This is a genomic window from uncultured Marinobacter sp., assembly GCF_947259545.1.
Lineage (GTDB): Bacteria > Pseudomonadota > Gammaproteobacteria > Pseudomonadales > Oleiphilaceae > Marinobacter.
Window position 1 is genome coordinate 617,881 of sequence record NZ_CAMYMK010000008.1, and the last position, 16,142, is coordinate 634,022.

A 16,142-nucleotide genomic window follows, 5' to 3' on the forward strand; every position below is an offset into this window, starting at 1 on the left:
AACGTTCTCTTATATCGAAGGTGTTTAGATGATTCGAAATCTGCAGATATTGTTTGTCGCGATCAGTTTTCTGGTCTATCAGCCACTGGCGTACGGCGCCGAAGAAGCCGAAGGAGGGCAGCACCAAAAGGGTGAGGCTGGGCACTCGGCTGAAGGCAGTGAGGCCCGCGAAGTTCATCTGACTCCAGAGCAGAGGGAGTTGCTCTCCGTGCAGACTGTAACGGTGCCCCGAGGTCGTGCTGATAATATCGTTACTGCGCCAGCTGAAGTTCATTATGTTCCGGATCGCGTCGCTGAGGTAGGGCCGCTATTGCAGGGAAAGCTTACGAGACTGGCTGTTGATCTGGGGGACCAGGTTGAAAAAGGCCAGTTGTTGGCCACGTTAAACAGCGTTGAGTTGGCTCGCATTCGTTCCCGCCTGAACTCGTTGAAAGCTCGGAAAGAAGCCGCGACTGCGGAGTATCAGCGAGAAAAGCAATTGCGGAGTGAAAGCTTCACCAGCGAAGAAGAGTTCCTGGACGCCAAGGCCGCTTATCTTGAGATTACAGCGGAGTACGATTCAATTCGTGAGCAACTGGAGGTTTTTGGCAGTGATTCGTCAGGCGCAGATAGCAGTCTTGCACAGTACGCGCTCCGTTCTCCTATCCAGGGGCGCATTGAGCGCATGGATGCCCGGTTGGGCCAAACCTTAAGCTCTTCAGATACGCCTTTTACCGTAGCTGATACCTCTGTGGTGTGGGTGATGTTGCAAGTTGCCGAAACTGACATTGGCAGGGTATCCGTCGGAGATGAAGTTCAGGTCTTCTCAAAGTCGGTTGCAGACCGCTTTCACACCGGGGAAGTGTCCTGGATCTCAAATGAGCTTGATGAGGAAACCCGCACCATTACGGTTCGCGTTGTACTCGAATCCCCCAACGGCGACCTTCGTCCAAATACCTATGCCAAAGCGAGAGTCATGACTCAATCGGCGGCATCACTGCCCCTAGTTCCACACGATGCCGTGCAAACCATCGATGACGAGTCCGTTGTATTTGTTCCGGGTAATGAAGGGGGAGCCTACAAGGCGGTTCCAGTCACTCTTGGTAAGGAGGCTAACGACTGGATAGAGATTAAGTCCGGCATCAGCGCAAACACGGAAGTGGTCTCAGTGGGCGCTTTTGATCTGATGTCGGCCATTACCGCCAGTGGCCGCAGCGCCGCTCACGGACACTAATACTCGGGGGGAGCATGATCAACGCAATTGTGAATTATGCGCTGAACAATCGTCTGATGACGCTTGTCTTTGCTATCGCCGTGATCGTTGCCGGCGTATTTTCATTTCAAAAACTGCCGGTGGATGCGTTTCCGGACGCGACACCGACCATGGTTCAGGTATTCACTACCAGTCCTGGATTGTCGCCGGTTGATATCGAAACGCTGATTTCCTATCCCGTTGAGATCAGCATGTATGGTATTCCCAAGTTAGAAAAAGTGCAGAGCACGTCGATTTTCGGACTTTCGCGGGTGACCATCTATTTCGAAGATGGCACCGATATCTACTTCGCCAGGCGGCTGGTAAACGAACGGCTATCCGAGGCCAAGCGCCAGATTCCCAAAGGGATGGGGGAACCCGAACTCGGGCCCATCGCAAGCGGTCTTGGGCGCATCCTGATGTATTCCCTGGAAGCTGAGGATAAAGATCAATACAGCCTGCAGGAAATTCGCACGATTCAGGACTGGATTGTCAAACCCCAGCTCAGGACCGTGCCGGGCGTAACCGGTGTGCTTTCTATCGGCGGCGAGGTAAAGCAGTACCAGGTCAATATTGATGCGCAGAAGCTTCAGGCAAGGAACCTGACGGTGTCTGATGTTCGCGGTGCCCTCACCCAGAATAATCGTAACGTTGGCGCCTCATTCATTACTCGAGGAGGTGAAGAGTACATTGTCCGTGGTTACGGCTGGGTCAACTCCGGTACCGCAGGCATCAAAGATATCCGGAACATCATTGTGTCCAAGAGTGAGGGAGAATCTCCTATTTACGTCAAGGATGTGGCGGAGGTTGGCCTTGGACCGGCAATTCGCCGTGGCGCAGAGGTGTCCTCAGGTGAGGAGTCCGTGGGCGGCTACGTGATGAAATTGATTGGTACCAACACCAGTCAGGTTCTAGAGGATGTCAACTCAAAAATCGATGATCTGAACAAGTCACTTCCTGAAGGGCTGAAAATAGAAGCGTATTACTCTCAGGCAGACTTGGTGGGCAAGGCTATAGGCACTGTCGAGAAAGCGCTGCTTGAAGGCTCGGTTCTGGTGCTGGTTTTTCTCTATCTGTTCCTGGGTAATATTCGTTCCACACTGATCGTGGTGGCGACGTTGCCGTTGTCTGTACTCTTTGCGTTCATTGCTATGCGCATGTCGGGCCTGTCGGCCAACCTGATGAGTCTGGGGGGGCTGGCTATTGGCATCGGCATGATGGTGGACGGCGCTGTCGTGATGATAGAGAACATCTTCCGACACCTTGAGGAGCGATCCGATGAAAAGATCAGCGTTCTGAGGCTTGTAGGTGAGTCAGCCCGGGAAGTGGCTCGTCCGATCGTGTTTGCGATTGGCATTATTATCATCGTTTTTCTTCCGTTGTTTACGCTACAGGGCGTTGAGGGCAAGCTGTTTTCGCCCATGGCCTACACCATCAGCTTTGCGTTGATCGGTGCGCTGTTACTCGCGTTGACGTTGGTGCCTGTTCTGGCCTCCCTGACATTCAAGATGGGCGGGCGTCACAAAGAGCCGAAGCTGGTTCTGTTCCTGAACCGGCTATACAAGCCGGTAGTGAATACTGTCGTCAAAGCCCCTAAGATTGTGATGGGCGTTGCCGTCATTGCTTTTGCCGGCAGTCTTCTGCTGTTTCCCTATCTCGGGAGCGAATTCGTGCCCACGCTCAGGGAAGGCACGTTCCAGATTCGCTCGACACTGCCTCCTGGAGCCAGTCTTGAATCCGCCATCAAATATGGCAAACGGATTCAGTCCGTTGTAGACGAATTTCCAGAAGTCACCGGCACCTATGCCAGGATCGGTCGTGCCGAGGTCGGTGGTGATCCTGAACCTGTGAACGTTGTCGCGACGCTTGTCAATCTGAAGCCCCTGGATCAGTGGCGAGAGGACGTGAGCTACGAGGATCTCCAAAGCAGGATTGCCGATGCTTTGGATGATCGGGTTCCTGGGCTTGCCAACAATCTGTCCCAACCGATTCAGCTCAGAACCGACGAACTCCTGTCAGGCGTTCAGGCGCAACTGGTTGCCAGCATTTTCGGCGACGACCTGGACGAGTTGGGCCGGATCGGCAGGGAAGTGGCGGCACTGGCGCAAGAGGTGCCGGGTGCAACGGACGTCCGCGCTCAGCAGAGTGCGGGTAAAAAACAGATCGTGATTCGCCCCGACCGTGAAGTACTGGCGCAGTTCGGCATCAGCGTCGATAACCTGATGAGTACGGTTGAAACCGGTATAGGTGGTAAAGGCGCCGGGCTGGTCTTCGACGGTGTCCGTCGATTTGAGATTTTCGCCCGGCTGCAAGAGTCCTATCGCGGGTCCATCGATGAAATCAGAAAGCTTCCCCTCAGGGGCAACAGTGGCGAGCTTATCCCGCTTGCACGGGTGGCCGATGTTGAAATGTACGCAGGCCCCAAGAAAATTTCACGCTCCAATGCCAGTCGCCGTCAGTACGTGCAGATGAACGTGCGTGGTCGCGATATGGGCGGTGTTGTTCAGGATTTGCGCAAGCGGATCGAGGAGCAAGTGGATATGCCGCCGGGGTATTTCGTGGAGTTCGGCGGTCAGTTTGAGAACCAAGAAAGGGCCATGGCGCGGCTAGCGATCGTTGTGCCCATTACCCTGGCGCTTATTTTCCTGCTTCTCTTTTCTGCATTCAGTAGTCTTCGCTATGCGGCGCTGATCTTCATGAATGTGCCCTTTGCGGTTACTGGTGGCATTGTCGCGTTGTTTGTGACGGGGCTTTACCTCTCCGTGCCCGCTGCTGTGGGGTTCATTGCGGTGTTTGGCGTAGCCGTACTGAACGGTGTGGTAATGGTGAGCTACATCAATCAGTTGCGGGACGAAGGCTACGAAGTCACTGAAGCAGTCAAGCTGGGCGCTCAACGTCGTTTGCGGCCGGTTCTGATGACAGCCTCTGTGGCTATTCTGGGGCTGATTCCCCTGCTGCTGGCCGATGGCATTGGCTCTAATGTCCAACGGCCACTGGCAACGGTTGTGGTTGGCGGTCTGATCACGTCAACGCTGCTGACGTTGGTAGTGTTGCCCAGCGTGTATCAATGGTTTGCATCCGAACGTCGTGACGTTGAAGTCTGATAGTCAGGAGGCGGTTTATGTATGAAATAAAAGCGTATGTCAGAGAAGTGATGGCAGAGCATGTGGTTGATGCTCTGGCCAAAGTTAAGGGGGTGGCAAGCATTGCTGTCGTGTCTCTCAACGAATTTGGTCATCTGGTTGGCGATGAATCGCCTCTGGAGAAAGTGCAGATGGTCAAGCTGGAAGTAGATGTAGCGACCGATGCTGTTGCCGATGAAGTTGTGGACATCATTGTGCGAACGAGCAGGACCCGGGATGGACACCCGGGGGACGGCAAGGTACTGGTATCCCGACTGGTTCAGGCCGTTCGTATTGAAGACGGGGCGACCGACGAAAGCGCACTCCAACCCACTTCAATCTAGCCCCTTCCTGAAATGAGACGGTGGCATCGCGGCGATTGGTCGCGAGCTGCCGTTCTTAGCCTCATTGAGAAGCGCTACAAAGAGTTTTTAGCGACTCATATCTGAACTGTTTTTCCGAATTCAAACTCATTTCAAAGTTTGCACTTATTATCTCGATCTTTTCCTGCCTCGTCATAGGCGCCTTACACCTATGATTTTTGGCTATTAATCGCTTCGGGAGAAAGTCGATGAAGGCAAGCAAGCACTCGCCTCGGGCGTTGCTGTGTTCAGTACTATTGTCCATTCCTCTGTTCGGTCAAGCTGAGACTGTTAATTGGGCGAATTGGCTCACTGGCCAGATAAGCAAGCACCCGGAGGTACTGGCAGCGACAGAGCAGGCGGCAGCGCGGAAAGAGGACGCTGAGGCAAGCGAACAACCGCTGTATAACCCGGAGTTGTCCGTAGGAGCAGACAGAACGGGCAGTGAGAATAACTTTGAGGCAGGGCTGTCACAAACGATCGATTGGTCTGATCAACAGGGCGCATTACAGGAGAAGGCAAAGCTGATCAGGCTGTCTGCGCAAGCTGGCTTGAGCGAAGCAGTTCTGACACAAACGTCTGAATCATTGTTTGCGCTTGTCGAGTGGCGCGCCACTACGCTGTTTGAGGAAATTGCTGAATCCCAACAGCAGCGCCTGGATGCTTTGCTGGACCAGGTTGAACAGCGCCAGCAGGCAGGTGATCTGGGGCGTGCCGATGCAGAGCTTCTGTTTCTAAATCTATCCCGTCAGTTGAGCGAAGTCGCCCAGGCAAAGGCCGCAGTTGATCGGGCAGAAACTCAGGTTCAAGAACGTCTGCCGGACTGGAGGCCTCAGGATGGGGGAATCCCCGAGTATATATGGCCAGCGCTGGAGTCCCAGATTGGTGAGGCTGATCTGCTGTCACACCCGTCAATTGCAGTCGCTCGAGCCGAGTGGCAGGTGCTGAAAAGTGAGGCAGAGGTTGCGAGACGCAAAGCCACAGCATCGCCGACAGTAGGGCTGAGCGGAGGGCGTGACGGCGGCGAGAACGTGGTTGGCCTGACATTCTCGATCCCTCTGAACGTCCGTAATAACTACAGCGCTGAAATCCGGGCCGCGAATCGACGGGCTCTGGAGGCCGAAGCGCGGTTTCAGGCGCTCTACCGGAAACAACAATATGACCTGGCAGGCGCTCGCGCTTCCTGGAAGCGATACGACAAGCAACTTCGTCGATGGAAAGAACTATCCCAGGGGCGTGTACAGCGAAGTGCCGATTTGCTTGAGAAGCAGTGGCAGGTCGGCGACCTCTCCACCTCTGAGTATCTCCAGGCGTTAGGCCAGCGCGCGGAGAGCCTGAAAACCGGTATTGAACTGGAAAAGCTGGCGCAGCTGGGCCTGATTGAACTCTTGAGCCAGTCTGGCGAACTGATCACCCCCTTCCAATAATATTCTGGAAACTGGATAGTCATCATGAAAAAAACTCTGATTTCAGTATTTGTATTGACGCTGTTTATAGCTCCCCCTTCATTGGTGCAGGCCGAGGAAGATGCGCATAACGAGGCGGGCCATGATCATGCCGCCGGTGGCGACGATCATCGAGAAGGTACCGGTGAAGAGGATGAGCATGAGGGCGGGCATGCTGAAGAACGTGAGCATGAAGAGGAAGAAGGTCATGGCCACGAAGAGGAGAGCGATGGTGGTCATGAAGAATCAACTACCGCAAGCATCAATGCCAAACAGAAAGAGCTCGCCGGCATTGAGGTAGCAACCCTCGAGAGCAAGCGCGTTGACTATGAAATCTACGCTCCCGGTGAGCTGCTGACCAACGGCTATACCAGCTATCACGTGTCCCCCCGGGTTGCCTCGGTGGTGTTGAGACGTCACGTGGAATTGGGTGAGCACGTAACCAAAGGTCAGCAACTGGTAACCCTGTTCAGTGAGACGGTGGCACAGGCGCAGGCTGATTACAGGAAGGCTTTTCCTGAATGGGAGCGAATCAGCGGGCTGGGTCGTTCCGTGGTTGGTGATCAGCGGTTCAATACGGCGAAAGCGAATATTGAAGCGGCGAGGGCGACTCTGCTTGCTTATGGGCTAAACGATGATGACATTGGTGCGTTGAAGGCCAGCGGCGTAGGTAGTCTCGGTGAATACACGCTCAGAGCTCGCGTGGATGGCGCAGTGCTGACCGATGAGTTTGAGCAAGGACAAAGAGTTGAGGCAGGCCAACCGCTGGTGACTCTGGCTAATGAAAGCGAACTTTGGGTAGAGGCTCACCTGCCAGCAAACTCCGACATTGTCCTTAAGCAAGGGGCCGAAGCGGAAGTAAGAGTTGCAGGCCGAGTAGCTGTGGCAACGGTATCCCAGGAAGCTCATACCATTGACGCTGTGACCCGCACGCGAATTGTTCGGTTGGAGCTGGACAATCCGGAAGATCGTTTTCATCCCGGAATGTTTGCAGATGTGTATTTCCTTTTTAAAACCACGGAGCCGGTGCTTGCGGTGCCGGAGAGTGCGTTGATGCGAGGCGCCGATGGCGACTGGACGGTCTATGTGGAAGAGGCTGAAGGGGAGTACGAGCCTGTGGAAGTGGAACTGGGTCGCGCAATTGGCGGACTCCGTGAAATTTCGGGCCTGACTGCAGGCCAACGGATCGTTTCGCGGGGCGCATTTTTTGTGGCCTCTGAAATTGCCAAAGGCGGCTTTGACCCACACAACCACTGATTCCGGGAGCCATTATGTTCAACCGAGTTGTCGACTGGGCGGTTCAGAACCGCCTGTTGGTTCTTATTGCGCTTGCAGTGCTTATCGCCACGGCCGCGTTTCAGATCCCAAAACTGAATCTTGATGCTTTCCCTGACGTTACAAACGTCCAGGTCGCTGTTAATACAGAGGCGCCCGGACTTGCGGCCGAGGAAGTCGAGCAACTGATCACCTATCCCATTGAAGCGGTGATGTATGCGTTGCCGGATGTTGAGGAGGTTCGGTCCATCTCCAAAACCGGGTTGTCTGGTGTCACCGTGGTCTTTAAAGAGGGCACGGATATCTATTTCGCGCGCCAACTGGTGTTCGAGCGGTTGCAGGCCGCGCGGGAGCTGATTCCGGACGGGGTCGGGGTGCCTGAAATGGGCCCGAATACGTCCGGTCTCGGCCAGGTCTACCAGTACTTGCTAATAGCTGACCCGGATTCTGGGTACGACGCAATGGAATTACGCAGCTTGCACGACTGGCTGGTCAAGCTGTTGCTGATACCCGCCGAAGGGGTAACAGAGATTCTGTCGTTTGGCGGGGAGGTCCGTCAATACCAGGTCAACCTGAACCCGGCGCGAATGCTGTCCTATGACTTATCACAGAACGACGTCATGGACGCCCTGGAGAACAACAACTCCAATGTTGGGGGCTGGTATATGGGCCGCGGACAGGAGCAGTTGGTTATTCGCGGTATGGGCTGGCTGGGTAATGGCGAGCAGGGGCTGGAGCAGATCCGTCAAGTGCCCGTTAAAACCAGTGATGGCATTACAGTGACGGTGAGCGATGTCGCCCAAGTAGCGCTGGGCACTGAAATTCGCCAGGGTGCGGTGACCATGACCCGGAAGGATGAAGACGGTCAAGTTGAACAACTGGGTGAAGTGGTTTCTGGCATTGTACTCAAACGAATGGGGGCCAATACAAAAGCCACCATCGACGGCATCGAGGCCCGCATTGATCGCATAAATCAGGCGCTTCCGAGTGGGGTTCGTTTTGAGCCCTATTACAACCAGGCGGATCTGGTGACCAAGGCCGTAGAGACGGTGACCAATGCGCTTCTGTTGGCTTTTGTGTTTATTGCGATCGTGCTTGCCCTGTGTCTGATGAATCTTCGGGCAACAACGCTCGTGCTGCTTTCTATACCAATTTCAATCGGTATTGCGCTGATGATCATGGCCTGGTTCGGCCTCTCGGCCAACTTGATGTCTCTGGGTGGCATTGCTGTGGCAATTGGCATGCTGGTGGACGGCTCTGTTGTTATGGTCGAGAACATGTTCAAACATCTGACGCATCCCGATGCTGAGCATGACGCCCATCGGGATGAATTGGTTGAAAACGACCCCGATCCGTTGGACGCGTCACACGATGATCATGGCATTGCGCTTAGACTCCAGGAAGCCGGCCGGGAAGTGGCGCGCCCCATCTTTTTTGCGACGGCGATTATTCTGGTCGTTTTCATGCCTCTGTTCAGTTTTGAAGGTGTGGAAGCCAAGCTTTTCCAGCCAATGGCGATCAGCATCATGCTGGCCATTGTGTCCGCTGTGATCGTCGCTCTCATCGTTGTGCCTGCGTTGGCTTCTTTTGTGTTTCGCAAGGGTATTCGGGAGAGGGAAAGCTTCGTTCTAAAACCTCTTGAGAAGCTCTATCGCAAGGGCCTTGACTGGTCGCTGAAACACACCAGATCTGTTGTCGGTGCTGCCGCTGTTCTTGTGGTGCTGGCGGCCCTGGTCGTGCCTCGACTCGGCACTGAGTTTGTCCCTGAGCTGGAAGAAGGAACGATCAACCTCCGGGTGACGCTCGCCCCTTCATCAAGCCTTGATACGGCGCTTGAAGTTGCGCCAAAACTGGAAGCCATGTTGATGGAATTTCCAGAAGTGACTTATGCTCTGTCCCGGGCTGGTCGAGCAGAAATAGGCGGCGACCCAGAGCCCGTTAACAATATAGAGATCTATATTGGCTTGAAACCAACTTCGGAATGGACCAGCGCCAGCAATCGCTATGAATTGCAGGCCCTGTTTGAGGAGAAGCTCGAACAGCACCCGGGGCTACTGTTTAACTTTTCTCAGCCTATTGCGACTCGGGTTGATGAATTGTTGTCTGGTGTTCGTGCGCAGTTGGCCATCAAACTCTTTGGCCCGGATCTCGATGTATTGGCGGAGAAAGGCCAGCAGATCGAAGCGGCGGTCCGAACAGTTCAGGGAACACGAGACGTGGCCATGGAGCAGATTGCTGGTGAAGCGCAGTTGGTGGTTCAGCCTGACCGTCAGGCACTCTCCCGGTACGGACTCGCCGTGTCTGATGTGATGAGTGTCGTCCGGGATGGACTGGGTGGTGCCGCCGCTGGCCAGATCATCAACGGAAATGAGCGGTATGATATCTATGTGCGTCTGGCCAAACGTTTCCGGGAAGACCGGGATGCCATTGCCGATCTCAGGTTACAGGCGCCGTCCGGAGCCTGGGTGAGACTCGGCGATGTGGCCGATGTGTCTATTGAGTCTGGCCCGCCTCAGGTGCGCCGCGATGACGTTCAGCGCCGTGTGGTCATTCAGTCTAATGTGCAGGGTCGTGACATGGGCAGTGTGGTTGCCGATATTCAGGATACCATCGCGTCAGAAGTGAACCTTCCCCCCGGCTACTCGGTTGATATTGGTGGTCAGTTTGAAAACCAGCAGCGAGCTCAGAAGCGATTGACCATTGTGGTTCCTGTATCTCTGGGCCTGATCGCGCTGTTGCTGTACTTTGCTTTCAGTTCGGTCGGTCAAGCATTGTTGATTCTGGTCAACGTGCCGCTTGCCGTTATTGGTGGCGTCTTTTCACTCTGGATCTCCGGTCAGTATCTTTCAGTGCCCAGTTCCGTTGGATTTATCACGCTGTTCGGTGTGGCGGTGCTTAACGGGGTCGTTATGGTCGAAAGCATCAATCAGCGAATACAGGATGGGTTAAGCGTGGATGCCGCGGTGTTTGAAGGTGCCGTCTCCCGTTTGCGCCCTGTCTTGATGACAGCAATAACCTCGGCACTCGGTTTGATACCGATGCTATTGTCGACGGGCGTGGGTGCGGAAATCCAGAAGCCACTGGCCAGCGTGATTGTAGGTGGTCTCGTGACTGCGACTTTCCTAACGCTTTTTGTTTTACCGGCTCTATTCACGCGCTTCTCAAGGGCTAAACTCGATGATATGCAACGGTAGAAGAGAGGTGGAAATACACAGTTTTGATCGCCAGCAGGGGAGGGTAATCCCTCCGTCATAGCGGGGCGGAGGAATTATGGTTGTGCTCTACTCTGGGAAAGGAAGCACAACTGTAATCCTGGCGCCCCCTGTTTCTGAGGGGCCAATGTTCATCCGTCCGAAATTGTCTTCTAGTATTTCGGACACGATGGACAGTCCCAATCCAAATCCAGAAACGGTTTCGTCAAGCCGGGAACCTCTATCCATCACTTTTGAGGCCGCTTCTGGAGTAATCCCAGGGCCGTCGTCTGCAACTTCTATCGTTAGCCCGGAATCGGTCTGGCTTATTGAAACGTCAATCTCAGCCTGACTCCACTTCCCGCCGTTTTCGAGCAGGTTACCGAATAACTCTGATAGGTCCTGACGCTCCATGGGCCAACTGAAGTTATTCGGCAAGGATGTATTAATACGGAAACTCTTATCGGGAAAGATTTTTTCCATGACAGAAATGACGTTGTTCGCTATTTCAATCGGCAAACATGTTTGCCCCATCTGCCTGCCGGAGATATCTGCCTTGCTCATGCGGTAGTTCAAGGACCGGCTTAGATCCTTTAGGTTGGAGGTCATGAACTCTATGTCGTCGCGGGACGGAGGTAATGAACCAGTGTCTGACAAGATTGCGAGATTGGCAGAGATCGAGGTCTTGACCATGTGAGAAAGATCGGAATTGAGGCGGCGATGGCGGTCAAGGCGACGACTTGCTAGTTCAAGTAGGTTATTGAACTGTTTGATCAGCGGACTGAACTCCTCTGGTGCGTCAGGATTCAAACGAGGTTGTTTGCCAGATTGCAGTCTCCTCATGTCTTCCTTGATGTGTTCGATCGGTTTCAAAGCGAGGTAAGTAGTGGTGCCTACCAGAGCCAAGAGAACAAAAAGTAATAATGCGGAGGCAGCCAGCAAGGTCAGGTGAGCCCCACTGGATCGCTCAGCTAGTCCGCTTTCCATTTCCAGGATGGTGACTGACGAAAGCGGACTATCAATTCCGACACCTCGTTTCAATCCAAGAAGGCCATCTGCACCTTGGGATATTTCTACAAAGCCCGCCGGCTTTCTTGAAACCATGCGCAACGTTGTTTGATCTATGTTGCTACTGGCAATGATGCTTCCATCTTTCATTTCGACGACGAGGGCGTGCTCCAGTAGCAATTGGAATCGATCAATCATGCTGCCAATCTCGTCGGGCGTCGGAACTTCGTTTTCAATGATGGTTTGAAAACTCTCCACCTCCTTGTCAAGGCGATGTTTTCTGGACTCGTTCGAAAGCTGCTCTATTACATAAGTGTGCGAGAAAAAAATTAGTAGAAAATACAAGAGGCTGAAAACGATGCCATATTGGAGTGCAGTTTTTCGGATGCTTTTCTGCGCTGTCATGGTATTAGTTATGGTCGATTGAGCGGGAGGAGCTAGCTGAGGGCTAGAGAGGCGACTGAGCTTGAAAGCATAGATGGGATTGATGCGTGTCGCAACTCACCTGACGCTAGAGGGGTTGTGCTTTGGTCGTTCGTTTAGTCTTGTCAAAATCTGCCTGAATAGCTGTGGGCCTGTAGTTTACGGAATGTGAAGATCTTTAAAATACGTCCACATTCAAATGTGTTTAAGGTTTCGATGTTCTACTAACTGCGTAAGGCGATTGAATTTCGTTGGTTGAATAGAATGACATATCGGAGCTGTTTATGAAAAAAGTGTCTGTAATTTTAATAGCATCTTTTCTAGGAACCGGGGCTTCCATAGCCCTCGCAGGCAGCAATGGCGGACAAGCAGATAGGTATAATGAGGCAAGAAGCTACCCTGATAAGAGCATCGATGAACGGTCCTCCGACTATCGTTCTGAAGAAAGCGAGACGGTCAAGAAGTTGAAGGAAGAGCATCGAGTAATCAAGGAGCTAGTTGCTGATCTATTGAAGAAACAGTAATTTTTTGGTTTTCTGCGAGTCAGGTGAGAGTTACTGACGTGACTCGCAGTATAAATTTTTTAGTGGGTCTCTCTCGCGAAATAGTAACCTTGCCCTCTCAACGTTTTTATTCTTTTTTTCCCAAGTATTTTCCTAAGCCTCGCAATATATACCTGAACAACATTTCGCGTTGGGCATCTTTCGATATTGTAAAGTGATTCAACAAGATCATCCTGGGAAAAGACTCTGTCAGGAGATCGAAGGAAGCATTGAAGAAGGCGATATTCTGTTGCGGTTAGCCTGAATTCTTTATGATCAGGGGTTGTTAGCGTTCTGTAGGTTGAACTTAGAAGAAACCCATCAACCGCTATCTTATCAGTTGTTCGCCCGTCTTTTCTTCTTATGATGGCGCTAAGTCGAGCTTTCAGTTCATCAAATTCGAACGGTTTTGGAAGATAGTCGTCTGCCCCGGCATTCAAGCCTTCAACTCTCTCTGTCCAGTTGGACCTGGCAGTTAGAATCAGGATGGCTTCATCTTTGCCGTTGCTTCTCCATTTTTGCATCAAAGAAAGCCCGTTCTCGTCGGGCAGTCCTATATCCAGAATGATCGCCTGATAACTGCTTGTCTCTACGAAGAAATTTGCCTCTTTTCCGTTTTGGGCAACATCTACAGTAAAGTTTTCCTTCGCAAGCCAAACGGAGATTTTTTCTGCGAGTACCGCGTTGTCTTCGACAATTAGAACCTTCATCTATAAGTGCCGTCTCTGGATGTTGGAAAATTGTGGCTGTCGCCCTTCTCGAGAGCAAATCAAAATTAGCTAAGAGATCGGACTTCAAGCGACCCGCTATAACAACAGACGAAGCTGAATCTAGCTTGAAAAAGGCATTACTGTGAGGAAAGTTTTCTATACAAACACTATCCACATGTGATCGCTTAACCGCATACTAAAAACGTCAGCCGAGCCCTCCCAGAACAGGAAATGTGGATAGCATCCAGGTAGCAAAACGGGTCATCTGCCCGGTTAACACCATCACGCCCATCACAATTAACACCAAACCAGCGAAAGCTCTCAACGCTCTGCTCCAACGGCTGAGCCCGCGTACTCGCTTGCGAAAATGTTCAATGAACAAGGCAGTTCCAAGGAATGGCAGCGCCAGCCCTAACGAATACACGGCCAGATACAGCATTCCCGTTTCGGCATTGGCATGCGTAGAGCTCAGAGCCAGAATGGCGCCAAGTATGGGGCCAATACAGGGCGTCCAGCCGACCGCAAAGGCCACGCCCAGTAAAAACGCCGCAGTTGGCCGTCCACCTTCGAGTGTCTGCCCCAGGCGCCAGTCACGTTGCAGTGCGGGCATGCTCCACCATCCCAGCATGAACAGCCCCATCAGCACAATCAGTGTGCCTGCCACCAGGTTGGCTTCTTGACGGTAGGCTATCAGCCATTGGCCCAGGAGGCTGGCGCTTGCGCCGAGCGCGACAAAAACCAGGCTGAACCCCAGCACAAAACAAAGGCTCAACCAAAAAGCCTTCAACCGATTTGAGGCTTCGCTCACCGCGCCGCCGGTAACAACGGATAGGTAACCCGGTACGAGCGGAAGGGTACAAGGGGAAAAGAAGGACACAAGGCCGCCAAGAAAGGCGGCCAGAGTGCCCCAGGTTGCGAGGTCCGGCATATCAGAACTCGTATCGTTTAACGCTTTGAGCCGCGCCGTCAGCGGTAAATGCCATCACGTCATAGTTATCTTGCCTGCCTGTTTCCATACCGGGAGTGCCATGAGGCATGCCAGGGACAGCGAGGCCGACGGTGTTGTCGCCGAATGGTTGTGACGGTGAATCCAGGTATGCCTTGATGTCGTCGGCTGGAACATGACCCTCGATCACCAAGCCATCGATAATGCCCGTGTGGCAGGATGCCATGTCCCGTGGAATCTGATGCTGGATTTTGATTTCGTTGATGTTGCTTGTGTTCTCAATGTTCACTTCGAATCCATTGCTCTCAAGATGCTCTGCCCAGTCGGCACAGCATGAACAATTGGGGCTCTTGTAAACTGTAATAGCATGATCGGTTTTACCCGATACTCCGCTTTCGAGAGTGGATTCGGCGGCGTAAAGATGGAAGCCCATAGAAAGAGTGCTCAAAGCAAGCGCGACTGAGCCGGCAGCGATAGAGTTTCTCATAGTGTGTTCCTGTCAAACGATTTGAGTGAGGCTGGTGCCGCTGGGTTGGCGCGTCACCAGCCATTTGCTCTTGATTGGTTATTGGCTAGACTCGTCCTGATTGCTTGATGGCGATGCTTCGCCATCACTCTGCATCATTTTCATGCACGCCGCCTGCATTTTAGAGCGATTGTCGGCGGACATGCCGGACATCATTTCCATCATGCCGCCCATGGTCTCCATGTGTTCGCCCATCATGCCCATACCTTGCTGTTCAGGCTTGTGAGCAAAAGCGGAAACGCTAGCGATGGCGGCGGCAAGAACAGCACTTGCACCGATCATTTTGAACGTAGTGGTTTTCATCGTCATTCTCCTTACGAGCAGGTTTGGCCACGCGTAGTCACTGCCAGAACTGCTTTTGTGTTTGAACGGATATTCTTGTGCCGAGCTTTGAAGCCCGGCCACGGCGGAACAGTGGTTCAGGAGGTAGAGTCAGGTGGGGGCGTGAGAACGTCTGCGATAGGACTCTGATATTCCGCACTGATCGGTGCGGCACGAAAACTGGTGGTGGGCTGAATACTTGGAACGGAACTTGTGCCTGTTAGCGCATATAGCGGTGTTAAGGAGCATTGGGCTGCGATCCGCAAACAGTTCATCCCCTCAGGATCACTGCAGTTCATCGGTACCTTGGCGGGGCCAAGTTCCATATCAACCGCAAAAACTTGATCCACTCCACGGCAATGAGTCTCACTGCCACTAGCGTCAGTGGCACCAATTGCCACCCCGGCTAGACTCGGTGGTACGGAGCCGAGCAAAAGCAGAATACTTAGTAATGCGGTGGTGACGTTTCGGAAGAGCATTGGTCGACCCGAATTAAGATTCGAAGCACGATTATAAAACCCTTGAGCTGCTCATACGTCAAGCACTGTGCTAGGTTTTCGGTTTTAAAGTGGCCAGAATTACTGGGGTAGGGCAGTCAAAAAAATTTCAAACCTATATCACCTCTGTGAACCGGGGCACTGACAGTGCCTTCTCTTCCCATTCACAAAGGTAATTCCAATGTCTGAACAATGCCCCAACTGCCTGTCCCGGCGGATTGGCAAGAACAACTACGGCAAGAAAACCGCTGGTGTGGTGGGTGTTTCTGCAGGTGCCTATGGTGGGTATGCCGCCGCAACGGCTGGCGCTCGAGCAGGTGCGGCCCTAGGTGTCGTTGCCGGTCCCATGGGCCCAGCTGTGGGTGGTTTCGGCGGTGCTGTTATAGGTGCACTGCTGGGTGGCGCTTCTGGCGCTTCCGCTGGCGTGATTCTGGGCGATGTCCTGGATGACCGTGTGCTGGACAACCTTCGCTGCCTGGATTGCGGCTATTCCTTCAGTACCGATCCCGACTCCCGCGACGATATCCGCTGATTCCCCTCGCA

At 53.1% G+C, this 16,142-nt stretch carries 13 protein-coding genes; 8 read left to right on the plus strand and 5 right to left on the minus strand.

Annotation, left to right across the window (positions count from 1 at the left end):
* Positions 1-28 precede the first annotated feature (28 nt).
* From Q0Y21_RS14495 to Q0Y21_RS14520, 6 genes are all read left to right on the plus strand, one after another.
* Positions 29-1,213 (plus strand): efflux RND transporter periplasmic adaptor subunit, encoded by a 1,185-nt coding sequence (locus Q0Y21_RS14495; RefSeq protein ID WP_058341916.1) that lies wholly within the window; start codon positions 29-31, stop codon positions 1,211-1,213.
* A gap of 14 nt (positions 1,214-1,227) precedes the next feature.
* Complete coding sequence (locus tag Q0Y21_RS14500; RefSeq protein ID WP_113880236.1) at positions 1,228-4,335, plus strand: CusA/CzcA family heavy metal efflux RND transporter; 3,108 nt, start codon at positions 1,228-1,230, stop codon at positions 4,333-4,335.
* 17 nt (positions 4,336-4,352) lie between these two features.
* Positions 4,353-4,697: a P-II family nitrogen regulator gene (locus tag Q0Y21_RS14505; RefSeq protein WP_007151691.1), complete on the plus strand. Its 345-nt coding sequence runs from the start codon at positions 4,353-4,355 to the stop codon at positions 4,695-4,697.
* 227 nt (positions 4,698-4,924) lie between these two features.
* Entirely contained in the window at positions 4,925-6,142 is a 1,218-nt protein-coding gene (locus Q0Y21_RS14510; RefSeq protein WP_058092801.1) for a TolC family protein, read from the plus strand.
* Positions 6,143-6,166: 24 nt separating this feature from the next.
* A complete protein-coding gene (locus Q0Y21_RS14515) occupies positions 6,167-7,417 on the plus strand; it encodes an efflux RND transporter periplasmic adaptor subunit (RefSeq protein ID WP_004581709.1) in 1,251 nt (416 codons plus the stop codon).
* Positions 7,418-7,431: 14 nt separating this feature from the next.
* Positions 7,432-10,629 (plus strand): CusA/CzcA family heavy metal efflux RND transporter, encoded by a 3,198-nt coding sequence (locus Q0Y21_RS14520; RefSeq protein WP_297796961.1) that lies wholly within the window; start codon positions 7,432-7,434, stop codon positions 10,627-10,629.
* Positions 10,630-10,716: 87 nt separating this feature from the next.
* On the opposite strand, the gene Q0Y21_RS14525 is transcribed toward Q0Y21_RS14520, so the two are convergent.
* Positions 10,717-12,039, minus strand: coding sequence for an ATP-binding protein (locus tag Q0Y21_RS14525; protein ID WP_085681212.1), 1,323 nt, complete (start codon positions 12,037-12,039; stop codon positions 10,717-10,719).
* A 302-nt stretch (positions 12,040-12,341) separates the two neighbouring features.
* Here Q0Y21_RS14525 and Q0Y21_RS14530 point away from each other — a divergent pair, with 302 nt between their 5' ends.
* Complete coding sequence (locus tag Q0Y21_RS14530) at positions 12,342-12,581, plus strand: hypothetical protein (RefSeq protein ID WP_072676519.1); 240 nt, start codon at positions 12,342-12,344, stop codon at positions 12,579-12,581.
* A gap of 59 nt (positions 12,582-12,640) precedes the next feature.
* Here Q0Y21_RS14530 and Q0Y21_RS14535 read toward each other — a convergent pair whose 3' ends face one another.
* The 4 genes from Q0Y21_RS14535 to Q0Y21_RS14550 all read right to left on the minus strand — a co-directional run bounded on the left by Q0Y21_RS14535 (position 12,641) and on the right by Q0Y21_RS14550 (position 15,084).
* Positions 12,641-13,309, minus strand: coding sequence for a response regulator transcription factor (locus Q0Y21_RS14535; RefSeq protein ID WP_072676521.1), 669 nt, complete (start codon positions 13,307-13,309; stop codon positions 12,641-12,643).
* A 205-nt stretch (positions 13,310-13,514) separates the two neighbouring features.
* A complete protein-coding gene (locus tag Q0Y21_RS14540; protein ID WP_085681210.1) occupies positions 13,515-14,237 on the minus strand; it encodes a cytochrome c biogenesis protein CcdA in 723 nt (240 codons plus the stop codon).
* Position 14,238: 1 nt separating this feature from the next.
* A complete protein-coding gene (locus Q0Y21_RS14545; RefSeq protein ID WP_085681208.1) occupies positions 14,239-14,742 on the minus strand; it encodes a DUF411 domain-containing protein in 504 nt (167 codons plus the stop codon).
* 78 nt (positions 14,743-14,820) lie between these two features.
* Complete coding sequence (locus tag Q0Y21_RS14550; RefSeq protein WP_297796981.1) at positions 14,821-15,084, minus strand: hypothetical protein; 264 nt, start codon at positions 15,082-15,084, stop codon at positions 14,821-14,823.
* A gap of 696 nt (positions 15,085-15,780) precedes the next feature.
* On the opposite strand from Q0Y21_RS14550, the gene Q0Y21_RS14555 reads away from it, so the two are divergent.
* Entirely contained in the window at positions 15,781-16,131 is a 351-nt protein-coding gene (locus Q0Y21_RS14555) for a hypothetical protein (RefSeq protein ID WP_297796984.1), read from the plus strand.
* The last annotated feature ends 11 nt before the right edge of the window (positions 16,132-16,142 follow it).